14 protein-coding genes are annotated in these 13,557 nt (G+C 56.2%); 4 read left to right on the top strand and 10 right to left on the bottom strand.

Going from position 1 to position 13,557, the window contains the following annotated elements:
• Positions 1–2: 2 nt before the first annotated feature.
• From HMPREF0201_RS09590 to HMPREF0201_RS09580, 3 genes are read left to right on the top strand one after another with little or no spacing between them, the layout of a single operon-like run.
• Positions 3–1,001, top strand: a complete 999-nt coding sequence (locus HMPREF0201_RS09590; protein ID WP_016536404.1) for a 1-aminocyclopropane-1-carboxylate deaminase/D-cysteine desulfhydrase — start codon at positions 3–5, stop codon at positions 999–1,001.
• Between the two features lie 2 nt (positions 1,002–1,003).
• Entirely contained in the window at positions 1,004–1,999 is a 996-nt protein-coding gene (locus HMPREF0201_RS09585; protein ID WP_016536403.1) for an ornithine cyclodeaminase family protein, read from the top strand.
• A complete protein-coding gene (locus HMPREF0201_RS09580) occupies positions 1,989–2,804 on the top strand; it encodes a sulfurtransferase (protein WP_016536402.1) in 816 nt (271 codons plus the stop codon). Before HMPREF0201_RS09585 ends, HMPREF0201_RS09580 begins: the two co-directional genes overlap by 11 nt.
• 20 nt (positions 2,805–2,824) lie before the next feature.
• On the opposite strand, the gene HMPREF0201_RS09575 is transcribed toward HMPREF0201_RS09580, so the two are convergent.
• The 4 genes from HMPREF0201_RS09575 to patD all read right to left on the bottom strand — a co-directional run bounded on the left by HMPREF0201_RS09575 (position 2,825) and on the right by patD (position 6,834).
• Positions 2,825–4,453 (bottom strand): dipeptide ABC transporter ATP-binding protein, encoded by a 1,629-nt coding sequence (locus HMPREF0201_RS09575; RefSeq protein WP_016536401.1) that lies wholly within the window; start codon positions 4,451–4,453, stop codon positions 2,825–2,827.
• A 136-nt stretch (positions 4,454–4,589) separates the two neighbouring features.
• Positions 4,590–4,763: a GhoT/OrtT family toxin gene (locus HMPREF0201_RS09570; RefSeq protein WP_071704136.1), complete on the bottom strand. Its 174-nt coding sequence runs from the start codon at positions 4,761–4,763 to the stop codon at positions 4,590–4,592.
• Between the two features lie 120 nt (positions 4,764–4,883).
• Complete coding sequence (lysM, locus tag HMPREF0201_RS09565) at positions 4,884–5,327, bottom strand: peptidoglycan-binding protein LysM (RefSeq protein ID WP_016536399.1); 444 nt, start codon at positions 5,325–5,327, stop codon at positions 4,884–4,886.
• 82 nt (positions 5,328–5,409) lie between these two features.
• Entirely contained in the window at positions 5,410–6,834 is a 1,425-nt protein-coding gene (patD, locus tag HMPREF0201_RS09560; RefSeq protein ID WP_039898220.1) for an aminobutyraldehyde dehydrogenase, read from the bottom strand.
• Between the two features lie 274 nt (positions 6,835–7,108).
• On the opposite strand from patD, the gene HMPREF0201_RS09555 reads away from it, so the two are divergent.
• The gene (locus HMPREF0201_RS09555; protein WP_016536397.1) at positions 7,109–7,537 is read left to right on the top strand and encodes a TOBE domain-containing protein; all 429 of its coding nucleotides are present in this window, start codon (positions 7,109–7,111) and stop codon (positions 7,535–7,537) included.
• Between the two features lie 50 nt (positions 7,538–7,587).
• Here HMPREF0201_RS09555 and HMPREF0201_RS09550 read toward each other — a convergent pair whose 3' ends face one another.
• From HMPREF0201_RS09550 to HMPREF0201_RS09525, 6 genes are all read right to left on the bottom strand, one after another.
• The gene (locus HMPREF0201_RS09550; protein WP_016536396.1) at positions 7,588–8,379 is read right to left on the bottom strand and encodes a polysaccharide lyase family 7 protein; all 792 of its coding nucleotides are present in this window, start codon (positions 8,377–8,379) and stop codon (positions 7,588–7,590) included.
• A gap of 272 nt (positions 8,380–8,651) precedes the next feature.
• Positions 8,652–8,981 carry a hypothetical protein gene (locus HMPREF0201_RS09545; protein WP_039898219.1) on the bottom strand — a complete coding sequence of 110 codons (330 nt, stop codon included), beginning with the start codon at positions 8,979–8,981 and terminating at the stop codon, positions 8,652–8,654.
• A 109-nt stretch (positions 8,982–9,090) separates the two neighbouring features.
• Entirely contained in the window at positions 9,091–9,612 is a 522-nt protein-coding gene (locus tag HMPREF0201_RS09540) for a GNAT family N-acetyltransferase (protein WP_016536394.1), read from the bottom strand.
• Positions 9,612–11,030, bottom strand: a complete 1,419-nt coding sequence (locus HMPREF0201_RS09535; RefSeq protein WP_016536393.1) for an aminotransferase-like domain-containing protein — start codon at positions 11,028–11,030, stop codon at positions 9,612–9,614. Before HMPREF0201_RS09535 ends, HMPREF0201_RS09540 begins: the two co-directional genes overlap by 1 nt.
• 136 nt (positions 11,031–11,166) lie before the next feature.
• A complete protein-coding gene (locus tag HMPREF0201_RS09530) occupies positions 11,167–12,474 on the bottom strand; it encodes an ABC transporter substrate-binding protein (protein ID WP_167344796.1) in 1,308 nt (435 codons plus the stop codon).
• Between the two features lie 7 nt (positions 12,475–12,481).
• Positions 12,482–13,555 carry an ABC transporter ATP-binding protein gene (locus HMPREF0201_RS09525; protein ID WP_016536391.1) on the bottom strand — a complete coding sequence of 358 codons (1,074 nt, stop codon included), beginning with the start codon at positions 13,553–13,555 and terminating at the stop codon, positions 12,482–12,484.
• Positions 13,556–13,557: the final 2 nt, after the last annotated feature.

The following is a 13,557-nucleotide window of genomic DNA, read 5'->3' as shown; positions in this document are numbered from 1 at the left end:
GCATGAAAAATGTGAATGATTTTGAACGTGTTACGCTAGGATTCTTCCCCACTCCGCTGGAATCATTGCCGCGCCTGTCCCAGGCCTTAGGCATTGAATTAACCATCAAACGCGACGATTACAGCGGCTTCGGCGGCGGCGGGAATAAAGTCCGCAAGCTGGAATACCTGATGGCAGAAGCCTGCCGCGAGGGCGTAAAAGTCGTTATCACCACCGGCGGCCACCAGTCTAACCATGCCCGGATGGTTGCGGCGGCGGCGCGCAAATTCGGCATGAAGCCGGTGCTGGTCCTGCGCGGCGATGAGCCGCAAACCTACCAGGGCAATTTACTGCTGGACAAGCTGTTTGGCGCGGAGCTGCAATTCCTCGATCCCGAAGGCTACTTTACCCAGATTGAAGGCGCGATGCAGGCTCATGCCGACGCGGCCAGCGCCCGCGGTGAAAAACCTATGATCATTCCTCTCGGCGGCGCAACCGCGCTTGGCGCACTGGGCTATGTGCGAGCGGTGGAAGAGATAGATGCTCAATTACGGGCGCAGGGTAAATCCGCGCCTGACGTTATTGTCGCCCCAACCGGCTCCGGCGGCACGCTTGCCGGGCTGTACGTTGGCGCTCGTCGCTACTGGCCAAAAACGCAAATTGTTGGTATCAGCGTCAGCGCCAAAGCGGACTGGTTCCAGGCCCGTATCTCCGCTATGGCGGACGACTGTGCGCGCCTGCTCGACTGGGATCAAAGCTGGCAGCCGCAGGATATCTGGATTGAAGACGGCTTTGTTGGCAGCGCTTACGGCGTGCCCTCAGAAGGCGGTATTAATGCTATTTATCAGGTTGCTCAGCAGGAAGGCGTGCTGCTCGACCCGGTTTATACTGGTAAAGCGATGCACGGCTTAATGACGCTTGCAGAGCAAGGTCAGATCCGCCCCGGCAGTTCGGTTATTTTCATGCACTGCGGCGGCTCTCCGGCGCTCTATCCCTTTGCCCAAACGTTACTGGAACACTGAGCATGCAAATACTGAACCGTCAGCAGGTTACCGGCCTGGGTGGAAGTGACCCTGTCACGGCCTTACGGGATATTGAGGACACCGTCCGCCTGCTGAGAAGCGGTGAAGCGGTAATGCCTGCGGAAACGCATGTCGACCTCGATACTCCCCTGGGCAAAGTTTACGCCCTTCCGGCCAGAGTTGGTGGGCGGTTCAATGCCACCGGCGTGAAGTGGACGGCTCACCGTCCCCGCGCCAGCGACGGCTACCCGCAGGCAATGGCGATGACGCTGCTCAACCGCGCCGACAACGGCCTCCCCATCGGGCTGCTGGAAAGCGGCAGCCTCACGGCAACCCGGACGGCGGCGGTTTCGGCCCTGGCGCTACAGAAAGCAGCGCCCCGTGCGCCAAAACGTATTTTACTACTTGGCGCAGGCGTTCAGGCTCGCGCTCACCTTGAGATGCTGAGCGCGCACTTTCCCGACCTTGAAATGGTCTACTGCTGGAACCGCACGCCAGAGCACCTGGTGGAAATGCTGGGCCAAACCGGCGATTTACCCTGGCCCGTCACGCAGTTTGAAGCGCTGCATGATGCGCTAAGCCAGCACTGGGATGCGCTCATCACCTGCACCAGCGCCAGCGAGCCTTTTCTGCGCCCCGGTATCTGGCGAGCGGGCACCATGGTGCTGCAAATCGGCTATCACGAAGTGGCGTTCGAAACGATTGCCGCCGCCGACCAGGTGGTGGTGGATCTCTGGGGCGATTTCAAACAAACCAGCGCCAAGAGCCTGTTTCAGATGTACCGCGCCGGGCTTTTTGACGAGCTAAGAGTGGCGGCTGACTTAACCAACCTGGTGGTTGACGGCTGGCGCGCTAATCCCACGGGCAAAGTCTATTTCTCCTCCTTCGGCCTCAACGTTTTTGATATCGCCCTCGCCGCCAGAGTCCTGCAGGAGGCCGTTTCGCGGGGTGAAGGCTGCGAACTGCCGTTCGGCTGGGAAACGGCTGATGATAATTAGCGCCAACGATTTGCGTCAGCGCCTTGCCAGCGGCGAGCGGCTGGCGCTGATTGATGTTCGGGACGTTGCCGCCTGGCGAGAGGCCTCCTTGCCTGGCGCATACGGCCTTAACGTCTACGACTACTTTGTTCCCGACTCCACGCAGGAAGACTACGCGGCGATGGCCGGGGCTTTTATCCAGGCCTGGCAGCAGCTAAATATTGCCGATGACGCAACGCCGGTCTTTTTTGAGCAAGAAGTGGGAATGCGTTCTCCGCGCGGCCTGTGGTTTCTGTGGTTCGCTCTGGGCAGGTCCGGCCTTGTTCTGGACGGCGGTATTAATGCGTGGATGGAGGCTGGCGGCAATTTAGCGCCGGGTAGCGGCACCTGGGCTGATGTTTCCCCAGTTAATGCCCCTGCCATTCCGCCTGCCATGCCGCAGCTGGCCGCAACCCGCCAGGAAGTGCTTGAGGCTGATACGCAGACGGTTGTCTTACTCGATGCGAGAAGGCCAACGGAATACGCAGGCAGCTTTGTTCATGGCTGCTGCGCACGGGCGGGAAGGATACCCGGCTCGAAGCTATTGTTCTGGGAGGATGTAGTGGAGAGCGGCAGCTTTAAATCAGCCGAAGCTATTGCCCGCCTGGCCGCCGAGGCCGGGTTTAATCCTTCTCAAAGAATTATCGCCTGGTGTCATCGAGGCGCGCGTGCCGCCACGGTTCTTGTGGCTCTGAGGCTTGCCGGATACCATGACCTGGCGGTTTATGTCGGCTCGTGGCACGAATGGGCCGGGCACCCGGAATTACCTCTGCATAGCGGAAGCTAACCCGGCATTTTCACCGCTGATTAACCGGCCGCACGGAGCTTCAGCGCCTGCTGAATATCCGGCGCGGCGGCCAGCAGCTGGCGCGTGTATTCGTGCTGCGGGCGGTCAAGCACCTGCTTTGTAGCTCCGGTTTCCACTATTTCACCGCGATACAGGACAACTACGCGGTCGCACGCCTGCCGCACCGCTCCGAGATCGTGGCTGATAAACAAAACGGTTAAACCCAGACGGTTGCGCAGATCCGCAAGCAGCGCGAGGATCTGCCCTCGCACCGAGAGATCCAGCGCGGAAACCGCCTCATCGGCCACCAGCAGTTCCGGCTCCAGGGCCAAAGCTCGCGCAATAGCGATGCGCTGCCGCTGCCCGCCGGAAAACGCAGAAGGCAATCGCGTCGCCGCGCTGGCTTCAAGCCCCACCAGTTCCAGCAGCTCAATTACCCTGCTTTGGATCTGGTCCGCCGGGCGCAGCTTGTGTACGCGTAGCGGCTCGGCAATCTGCTCTCCAACCGGCATTTTGGGGTCAAGGCTGGCGTAAGGGTCCTGGAATATGATTTGCGCCCTGCGCCGCATACCCTGCTGCTGCTCGCGGCTGGCACGGCGTACATCGAGACCGTCAAAAATAATAGTGCCGCTGTCTGCCGGAATTAAACCGATAGCCGCGCGGCCAAGCGTGGTTTTTCCCGAACCGGACTCGCCAATCAGCCCAACAATTTCACCCCGTTCGATCTCAAGACTTGTTGGCTTGAGTACCGTCTGCCGTTTGGCCGGGAAGAACGGCAGCGCGTGAGCCTGCGGGTAGCTTTTAGTTAGCTGAGAGAGCTGCACCAGCGGGGTACGAGTCACATCTTTACGCCTGCAGGGCCTGGATTCAGGCTGCGAGGCGGCAATCAGCCTGCGGGTGTACCCGGCCTGGGGTGAAGTCAGCAGCGTCGGCACGTTGCCCTGCTCAACAATATTGCCCTGATACAGCACGCAGGCACGGTCCGCATAGCGGGCGACCACGCTTAAATCGTGGGTGATAAACAAGATGCCCATCGCCATTTCACGCTGTAGTTCCTGGAGCAGGGAAAGGATCTGAGCCTGGATGGTAACGTCCAGCGCGGTGGTAGGCTCATCGGCAATCAGCAGCGCTGGCTTGCAGCTAATTGCGCTGGCGATCATCACGCGCTGGCGCATCCCGCCGGAAAGCTGATGAATATACTGTTTTGCACGCTGCTCCGGGTTAACGATGCCCACTCTGTCCAGCAACGCTATCGCCTCACGATGCGCCTGTTTCCAGCTTAATTGTTGGTGGCGCACCAGCACCTCGGCAATTTGCTCACCCACTTTCAGCACCGGGTTCATGCTGCTCATCGGCTCCTGAAAAATGGTGGCAATTTGCTGCCCGCGCAGCCGCCGAGGATAGGTTTTCCCGGGCGCGGCAATAAGCTCGCCGTTGAAACTGATTTCACCGCCGCTCTGGTACAAGCCGCCGGGCAGCAGCCCCATGACCGCCAGAGAGGTTAAGGTTTTACCCGAGCCGGACTCACCTACCAGGGCCACGATTTCGCGGCGCTCGACGCTAAACGAGGCGTTCTGCACTAGCGGTTTTCCATCGGGCGTATTAATGCAGAGTGAGCTAACGGTTAATAGCGGATTCTGGGCGGCCATAGCGGTTCCGGGTCGGGGCTAACATCGTGATTTTTGAGACTATAGTATCTGCCCGGACACGACAAGATGATTTGCTGATAGCTTATTCAGGAGGGAGTTAATGGCGAAGGCCCGGCAAACCGGGCCGCAGGGAGGGTCAGAACAGCGAAAACATCAGCGCCACCGGGAAGCTCATCGGCCAGGTCGCCCCAACCAGCACGGAACAGAGAAATTTGATGCGTTTAGAATCTTTGGCCAGCAGCCAGGTGATCCCGGCGCAGATTAACGACATTACGGCGTAAAAAACCAACATATGTTGATAAAGGGTCATACCAGACATGACTACTTGTTAAAAAATTTTGCAAAATATGCTCTTTTTTATGACGCAGATCAAGTTTCACAACCTGTTTTTTTAGTGTAAAAACCCACCGAAGTGGGTTTATTTGCAGCGCTACAACTTAGGAATGATCAGCACCTGCCCGGGGTAGATTTTGTCCGGATGGCTGAGCATAGGTTTGTTGGCTTCGAAGATTTTGTTGTACTTATTGGCATCGCCATAAACATGTTTAGAAATGGCGCTTAACGTATCACCGGATTTGACGGTGTAATATGTCGCCTCCTGCGCGGAGTCCGTCGCTTTGATGTTGTTTTCAACACTGCTGATACCCGCAACGTTGCCTACAGCGACCTGGATTTTCTCCTTCAGCTCCTGCGTAAGCCCATCCCCGGTTATTACCGCTTTGCCGTTTTCGACGCTCACGCTCACCTTGTCCGCGCCCTCAATGCCGCTCTTTTTCAGGTGCTCTTCCAGCTTGCTTCCCTGGTCGCCGTCATTTCCTTTCAGCGAATCCCACAGTTTCTCACCTGCTTCTTTGACAAAATCAAATAAACCCATGGTCGTCTCTCCTGTTTACAAGTCCCTGTAAGCCTGGCAAAGGAAGCCAAAAATGCCCACTTTTGCGGACAGGTGAATCGTGTTAATGCTTTATCATCACATGACGAATGACGGTGTAATCCTCCAGGCCGTAGAGCGACATATCCTTGCCGTAGCCGGAGAGCTTCTGGCCGCCGTGCGGCATTTCGCTGACCAGCATAAAGTGCGTATTAACCCAGGTGCAGCCGTATTGCAGGCGGGCGCTGAGGCGATGGGCGCGGCCAACATCCTGCGTCCAGACAGACGATGCCAGCCCGTAGCTCGAGTCATTTGCCCACTCCAGTACCTGCGGCTCATCGTCAAAACGGGTGACGCTGACCACCGGTCCAAATACCTCTTTTTGCACGATAGCGTCGCTCTGCTTCGCGCCTGCCAGCAGCGTAGGCTGGAAGTAATAGCCTGAACCTTCCACCTTCCCGCCCCCGGTAATCACCTTAACGTGGGGCAGCGCCTTCGCCTCCTGCACCGCCTTATCGACCCGCTCCAGATGCGCCAGCGAGCTTAACGGCCCAAGCTCGGTGCTTTCATCGTCCGGGCTGCCGTATTTAAGACTGGCGACCGCCGCGCCCAGCTTTTCCACCAGTCGGTCATAAATTCCGCTTTGGGCGTAGATTCGGCAGGCGGCGGTGCAATCCTGCCCGGCATTGTAATAACCGAAGGTGCGCACGCCTTCGACCACCGCTTCCAGTGAGGCATCGTCAAAAACAATGACCGGCGCTTTGCCTCCCAATTCCATATGGGTGCGTTTTATCGACGGCGCGGTATGGCTGATAATGTGCTCGCCGGTGGCGATAGAGCCGGTCAGCGAAACCATACGCACTTTTTCATGACCGGTCAGCACATCACCAACGGTTTGCCCCCGGCCAAACAGGACGTTCAGCACGCCTGCGGGAAAGATATCTTTTGCCAGTTCGGCCAGCTTAAACACCGTCAGCGGCGTGATTTCCGAAGGTTTGATAACCACGCAGTTACCGGCGGCTAACGCAGGCGCAAGCTTCCACGCGGCCATCATCAGCGGATAGTTCCACGGGGCAATAGAGGCGACAACGCCCACAGGATCGCGGCGGATCATCGAAGTATGCCCGCTAAGGTATTCCCCAGCGGCCAGCCCTCCCAGGCAGCGGCTGGCTCCGGCAAAGAAGCGGAAGACATCCACTACCGCCGGAATTTCGTCATTAAGCACGCAGTGATAAGGCTTGCCGCAATTTTGGGACTCCAGGCGGGCGAAGACTTCGCTATGCTGCTCGATAACATCGGCCAGCGCCAGAAGGTGCTCAGCGCGCTCCTTCGGCGTTGTCTGCCCCCACCCGGCAAAAGCCCGGTCCGCCGCCAGCACCGCATCATTTACCTGTTCCACCGTCGCCTCAGCGACTTCAAGCAGAACCTTGCCGGTTGCCGGATTGTAGACCGGCTGCTTTTCCCCGAGTCCATCCACAAGCTTGCCGTTAATCAACAGTTGGCTTTGCATTCCGCTCCCCTTACCCAGTCTGGTTTTTATGGCCCGCAGGCATCGATGATTCGTGGTAAAAAGCTTAGCTTCGGCATTCCGGGCGCAGTCTGCCGCATCCGAAAATTTCACCACGTTGTGACGCACCACGCAGTAAGCTGTGCCAGTTTTGCTCTTTGCTCTGGTATAACAGCTGCGCGGTCAAATTTGATATCTATAGAAAATTAATATGAATCAACGGCCGCCGGTTCTATGCTTTACCTCATCCCTTTCAAGTTGAACGCCAGGAGGCACCATGACCATTTCTGCCCGTAATCAGTTAACCGGCACCATTAGCCACGTCACGGATGGCGCGGTTAACGACGAAATAGAATTAACGCTCAACGGCGGCGGCAAGCTGGTGGCCGTCGTCACGCGCACCAGCAAGGATGCGCTGGGCCTGGTCAACGGCAAAGAGGCTATCGCCCTTATCAAAGCGCCGTGGGTAATGCTGGCAAGCGAAGAATGCGGCTACCGCTTCTCCGCCCGCAACCAGTTCCCCGGCGAAGTGAAATCCGTGCTGGCTGGTGCGGTAAATACTACCGTGCACATTAAAACTGACGCAGGTTTTGAGCTGACCGCCGTAGTAACAAACGAGGCGGCAGAGGAGATGGCACTTAAGGCCGGAGGCCGCCTGTTGGCGCTGGTAAAAGCCTCATCTGTGCTGATAGCGGTTAAGAAGTAATATTGCAGATTGCCTGCCCGGCAGCCTCCAGGTCGCCGGGTTTAATGCCATTACTGGTAACGCACGTCCAGCTTGCTGTAGGCCACCTTCGCTTCTGTACCGTCCCTGTCTTTGTCCTGATTGTAGTTCCCGGCTTTAAAGTACAGCTGGACGCCCTTCCAGCCCTGCTCCGGGTAACTGAATGTTTTACTGGCCGTTTTCCCGTCTGCGCTGACTTCAATCGTGACTTTCATTCCGCCCGAAGTCCCTTTAGCCTTCAGCTTGTAATCAATCTTTTCGTTCAGCCCGATGCCGGATAACAGCGTGCTTCTCTTCTCCGCATCGCCATAATTTTCTTTAACGCCCGCAACCACCGCCCCGTTTTCCCAACGCAGCTTGAACATCTCCGACCCGCCGGGCTTATCGCCGTGGATCTGGGCGAAGATAATAGAGCGCGTAGACGGTGCCTGCACGATATAGACCGAGCCGCTTTGCTCGTTATTAAACTCGCTACCGTTAACGAAGTTCTGCGTGGCTCTTAATTCAACGCGCGGGAACTCACTGTGCGCCGTTGAACCGAACCCGGATGGCGCTTTAAACATGATTGCCCCCTCAGGGAGCGCCGAATCACAACCTTTGGAGCCGCCGCAATTGCTGTAAAAATACTGATTTTGCAATTCCGGGGTAATCTTCTCTTCCTTCACTTTTTGGCTGCTATCAAACGACTGCAATAAATAACTTTGGGTTAATACCGGGTAGTTTTCACCCGGCGCACCCTGTTCGCTTTTCGCCCAGGCGCTGGCGCTCAACGCCGCCAGAAGCAGACCCGACGTTAACCCGTAAAGCTGGCTTTTACTCTTCATCTCTTACCCCAATGCAAAATTAAAACCGCTCGACAAGCTAATCATTAATTCCCGTAACGGCTTTACTTTAAATCTGTTAGCAATGGCATATCAGTAGTAACAACAGGTGTCCGGGTTCAAAATTTGATGAATTAAGGAAATAAACGGACAATTGCTCATGCTAAAGAGCAAATTTTAGCGCCGGGGGTGTGGTTTCAGACAATGCCAGAAATGAACACACTGGCCCGGTGAACTGAGCCAACGTTCTGAGTGACAGCAATTAGTAATATCTGTTACGCCATCGAGCTAAACTTATTCTTTAATTCCGGGTTGGAGTTAACGCGGGTCAAAAACTCTGAAAACTGGATTTTTTTGTTCGTTTCGCTACTGGATAAAAAACGTGATGGCATATGCAGGTGCTCGATATTTGCATAGCCTACGCCGTTTGGAAATGTTGCCCTTTTCCACTCTTTACCTTTAGTTGGCCGATTATCGCTATTGCTGATTCGGGTTAAGCTGCTGACTAGTTTGCTCACGCCGCTACCAAATTTAGTCGCTCTTGATTTAATTGCGCTCAGCCCCTGCACAATCATTCGCCCTGCCAGCGATACGCCGATGTTCATAATTTCCATTCCGTAACAACATTTTTGAAGGCGTAGTTTTGCAGGACTCACGCCGTGATTGCTCTCAAAAATTGTTCATTTCTTACGGCTGGCGGGGCAATATCGACAGCTACCGCTGAATTTGATACCAGACGTGCCGCAGCAGCGGGTGGTCTTCAGACACCATAGGATGGTCAAACTCACCTTCTCTCGTCATGCCGAGCTTCTCCATTACCCTCTGCGAAGGCATATTTGGCAGCGCGGTAAACGCCACAATGCTTTCAAGCCCGTACTCTTCGAAGCCGACACGCAGCGCCCGCGCCGCAGCCTCTGGCGCATAACCCTTGCCCCAAAAAGCCTTCCGCAGCCGCCAGCCTATTTCCACGCAGGGAGAAAATGGCAGCGTATAACCCGGCCGGTTTAACCCGACAAACCCGGCCAGTTCGCCGCTGCTCCGCTCTTCCAGCGCCCAAAAACCAAATCCGTTTTCAGCCATGCGCTGACGAAACGACTCAAGGTAGTCCCGGCTTTCGTCCTCGGTTAGCGGATTAAGGAAATAGCGCATTACCTCAGGGTCAGCATTCATCTCGGCAAACGAGGGTAAATCTTCCTCGCGCCACGGGCGCAAAATAAGCCTTTCCGTTTGATACATTACGCCTTCTCCTCAAGTTGTTGGGTGATTAAACGTGACAACGTCACCGCAGCCTGTTGCTCTCTTTCCCCCCACGCCCATGAAGCGTTGAAGCGGAAGTAGTTGTCCCACGCTTTGCCGGTGGTAAACATTTTCCCGGGAGCAATGCTGATTTTATGCCCCAGAGCGCGCTCGCTTAGCAGGCTGGCATCGCAGCCTTCAGGAAGCTCGACCCATAAAAAATAGCCGCTTTCGCTGCGGTGGATTTTAACCGCCTCCGGCAGCAACTCGCTCAGGGCCTGCCACGCCTGCTGTTTGCGTTCGGCCAGCATGCGGCGAAGTTTACGCAGATGCGTGTCATAGCGACGGGTCGCCAGGAAATCGACCAGCGCCAGCTGCATCGGCGAACTGGTGGATAAGGTACTCATCAGTTGAAGCTGCTGAATGCGGCGGGCATGTTTCCCGGCGGCTACCCAGCCAATGCGGAATCCGGCCACCAGACATTTGGAGAAGGATGAGCAATGCAGGGTCATTCCCTGCTCGTCATACGCCCTGGCCGGTAACGGCCTTTCCCGCCCGTAATAAAGCTCGGTATAGACATCGTCCTCGATAAGCGTGACGTTATGGCGCTGCAATAGCTCAATCAGCTGCGCCTTTTTCTCCGCCGAAAGCGTCACGCCCAGCGGGTTCTGGCTATTGGTCATCAGCCAGCAGGCTTTCACCGGGTACTCCTTTAGCGCTCTGGCCAGCGCCTCAAGATCGATACCGCTGACCGGGTCGGTCGCCACCGACAGCGCTTTAAGCCGCAGGCGTTCCAGCGCCTGTAACGCGCCATAGAAGCACGGATTTTCCACAATAACCCAATCCCCCGGCTCGGTAACGGCCTGTAGACTGAGGTTTAGTGCCTCCAGCGCCCCGGCGGTAATGACTATTTCATCCGGGGACACCTGAATTCCCTGCTGGGCATAGCGCTGCGCAATAGCGTGGCGTAGCGCCTCATTACCCGGCGGCAGGCTTTCTATCACACTGATGGCGGTCGCGGTTTTGCTCACCGCCGCCATCGAGCGGTTTAGCTGCTGTAAAGGGAATAGGCGCGGGTCGGGAAACGCGGAACCAAAAGGCACTACCGAGGTGTCACAGCTCGCCTGTAGCACATCGAAAATATAAGTATTGATATCGACAGTTTCATCGCTGGTGACCTGCACCGTAACAGGTATGCTGCGCGCCACAGGGCGAGGCGCAACGTAATAGCCGGACTGAGGCCTGGCAACGATTGCACCCTGGCTTTCAAGCATCTGGTAGGCGTGACCGACGGTCATAAAACTCATGCCGCTGTGCCGCACCTGCTCGCGCAGAGACGGCAGACGGTCGCCGGGCTGCCACACGCCAAGCGCTATCTGCTCGAGGATTTGCTGCGCCAGCTGCTGGTATTTTTTCATGCCCTGCTCCCTGTCTATATCAGAGCGCTAAAAATACGCTTTTTTACGCAACTGTTATAGTCAGAAAGTGATTTTTGTCGATGATAATCGAAAGTGGAAAATCGGGCGACGGCCGCCGCCCGATCGATAACGCTGGTTACCTGGAATCAGCTAAAGCCGTTTTCTCAACATAAGGCTTCATTAACTCATCCGCGGTTTTCTGAGCGGATTTCGCAGCCGCCTCCGGGTTCACCTTCTGGTCGTTAACTACCGCCGCCAGCTGGTTTTCCATCGCCTGACGTACCGCCACCGTTTCGTAGGTCGAATACCACGGGTGGGCGTACTTAAGCTGCTCGAGGGCGATTTCCGCGCGTGGATCTTTTTGCATATACTCTTTCATCTCCGGCGTGTCGTAAGAGGCTTTGAGCGGCGAGAAGTAGCCGGTAAAGCGGCTCCACTCTCCGTTGACTTTCGGGCTGACCAGATAAGTCAGGAACTGATAAGCCGCTTTTTTCTGCGCGTCGGAAATACCTTTGAAGCTGACCAGGCTGGCACCGCCGATAGGCACGGCGCGTTGCTCTTTGGCTGGCATCATGGCAACTTCCATATCAAAGTCTTTGCTGTTTTCACGCATAAAACCCAGCGCGCCGGTACTCAACATCGCCATACCCAGCTTGCCGCTAAAGAACGCCGCGCTGATCTGTTTAGAATTCAGTACGCCGGACGGCATTACCTTGTCGCGGTAGATCAAATCCTGCCAGAAGCGCAACGCGCCGATGGTAGTCGGCGAGTCGTAGTAAACTTCGCCCGGATAGTTTTCATTGAAGTAGTTGCCGCCGTTGGCGCGAACCAGCGACGAGAAAATCCAGCCGCCGTAATCGTCATTGGTGGACGGCAGCATAATGCCCCACTGCCCTTTGCTGGCGTCGGTCAGCTTCTTCGCATCTGCCAGCATTTCCGCCCAGGTCTGCGGCGGCTGCTTGATCCCGGCCTGGTCAAACAGAGTTTTGTTGTAATAGAGAATTGGCGTGGAGTTGTGGAACGGAATGGCATACGTCACGCCCATCACCTGAGCATTCTTATGCATTGCGGGCCAGAAGTCGTTCATCAGGAAGTCGCCCGCCTTACGGTTGCCGTATTTAAACAGCTCGTCCATCGGCAAGATTTCATCTTTTAGCGCCAGGTCGGTAGTAAAGTTGGCGGACATAATCACCAACGCGGGCGGTTGACCGGCCTTCTGCGCTGACTCGGCTTTGATTTTGGTGGTGTCGTAGCCGCCGGTGAAGATCCCGCGAACCTCAACATCCTGCTGCGAGTCGTTAAACGCTTTAATGACGCGGGTCATCTCCATCGTCAGTTTGCCGTCTACGGGCGCAGGGAACATAAAATCGATTTTTTCTTTCGCCAGTGCCGCGCCGCTTAAAGCCAGCGAACAGCAAACGGCAAGCGCCCGCCATTTATGCATCAGGGGGTTAAACATGGTCAATCTCCTGGTGTAAGTTGTGGTGTTGGTCAATATGAAAAAGATGAACATCAGAGGGTGAAAAACCGAGGGTTAGCGTATCGCCTTTTTCTGGCACCACACCGCGATGGCGGCGGGTATAGCGTAACGTTCCCACGGGCGTGCTGACATGGAGCAGATAATCTGCCCCCATCAGTTCTCGTTGTACCACCGTGGCAGACAGCGTCAGCTGCCCTTCTTCCGGGCTATCGGTGATATGTTCCGGGCGAATACCCAGCCAGACGTTTGTCTGCGTAGAGGCAGATGGCGGCAGCGGCAGGTTTAAAACGTCGGGCTGCACCCGGCCTTCCGCGCAGAGTAAAGACAGCAGGTTCATCGCCGGGGAGCCGATAAATCCGGCTACAAACAGGTTGGCGGGCCAGGCATAGAGATGTTCCGGTTTCCCCACCTGCTGCACCACGCCGCCGTTCATCACCACGATGCGGTCGGCCATAGACATCGCTTCCGTCTGGTCGTGGGTGACGTAAATGGTGCTGGTTTTAAGCTGCTGATGCAGCGCCATAATGCTGTCGCGCACTTCGGTGCGCAGGCGCGCATCAAGGTTAGAAAGCGGTTCATCCATCAGAAACAGGCGCGGGTTACGCACGATGGCTCGCGCCATTGCTACGCGCTGCCGCTGGCCGCCAGAAAGTTTGGCCGGCTTTCTGTCCAGTAATTCTCCCAGCTGTAACAGCTTAGCCACCTGCTCAAGCCGTGGCTGCCAACTGCTTTTATCTTCTTTGCGGATCTTCATGCCAAAGGTGATGTTGTCCCGCACCGTAAGATGAGGAAACAGCGCATAGTTCTGGAAGATCATCGCAAAGTTACGCTCGCGCGGCGACATAGCGGTGATGTTCTCATCGTTAAGCCAGATTTCCCCGGCGCTCACCTCTTCCAGCCCGGCCAGCATGCGCAGCAGCGTGCTTTTCCCGCAGCCGGATGGCCCCACCAGCACCACAAATTCACCGTCGTCAATGCTCAGCGACAGGGCATTAAGCGCCGCTTTGCCGTCGAACTGCTTGCTTACCTGATTCAGTCTTAACATGG

The sequence above is a fragment of the Cedecea davisae DSM 4568 genome, assembly GCF_000412335.2.
GTDB lineage: Bacteria > Pseudomonadota > Gammaproteobacteria > Enterobacterales > Enterobacteriaceae > Cedecea > Cedecea davisae.
The sequence above is the reverse complement of the archived record's forward strand: the minus strand, read 5'-3'. Positions and strand labels throughout refer to the sequence as shown.

Coding starts and splice junctions, on each gene's coding strand:
- lysM (WP_016536399.1), bottom strand. CDS start 5,327: ATGGGTTTATTTGATTTTGTCAAAGAAGCAGGTGAGAAACTGTGGGAT.
- HMPREF0201_RS09570 (WP_071704136.1), bottom strand. CDS start 4,763: ATGACCCTTTATCAACATATGTTGGTTTTTTACGCCGTAATGTCGTTA.
- HMPREF0201_RS09540 (WP_016536394.1), bottom strand. CDS start 9,612: ATGTATCAAACGGAAAGGCTTATTTTGCGCCCGTGGCGCGAGGAAGAT.
- HMPREF0201_RS09555 (WP_016536397.1), top strand. CDS start 7,109: ATGACCATTTCTGCCCGTAATCAGTTAACCGGCACCATTAGCCACGTC.
- HMPREF0201_RS09575 (WP_016536401.1), bottom strand. CDS start 4,453: ATGGCCGCCCAGAATCCGCTATTAACCGTTAGCTCACTCTGCATTAAT.
- HMPREF0201_RS09550 (WP_016536396.1), bottom strand. CDS start 8,379: ATGAAGAGTAAAAGCCAGCTTTACGGGTTAACGTCGGGTCTGCTTCTG.
- patD (WP_039898220.1), bottom strand. CDS start 6,834: ATGCAAAGCCAACTGTTGATTAACGGCAAGCTTGTGGATGGACTCGGG.
- HMPREF0201_RS09580 (WP_016536402.1), top strand. CDS start 1,989: ATGATAATTAGCGCCAACGATTTGCGTCAGCGCCTTGCCAGCGGCGAG.
- HMPREF0201_RS09530 (WP_167344796.1), bottom strand. CDS start 12,474: ATGCATAAATGGCGGGCGCTTGCCGTTTGCTGTTCGCTGGCTTTAAGC.
- HMPREF0201_RS09535 (WP_016536393.1), bottom strand. CDS start 11,030: ATGAAAAAATACCAGCAGCTGGCGCAGCAAATCCTCGAGCAGATAGCG.
- HMPREF0201_RS09545 (WP_039898219.1), bottom strand. CDS start 8,981: ATGAACATCGGCGTATCGCTGGCAGGGCGAATGATTGTGCAGGGGCTG.
- HMPREF0201_RS09585 (WP_016536403.1), top strand. CDS start 1,004: ATGCAAATACTGAACCGTCAGCAGGTTACCGGCCTGGGTGGAAGTGAC.
- HMPREF0201_RS09525 (WP_016536391.1), bottom strand. CDS start 13,555: ATGTTAAGACTGAATCAGGTAAGCAAGCAGTTCGACGGCAAAGCGGCG.
- HMPREF0201_RS09590 (WP_016536404.1), top strand. CDS start 3: ATGAAAAATGTGAATGATTTTGAACGTGTTACGCTAGGATTCTTCCCC.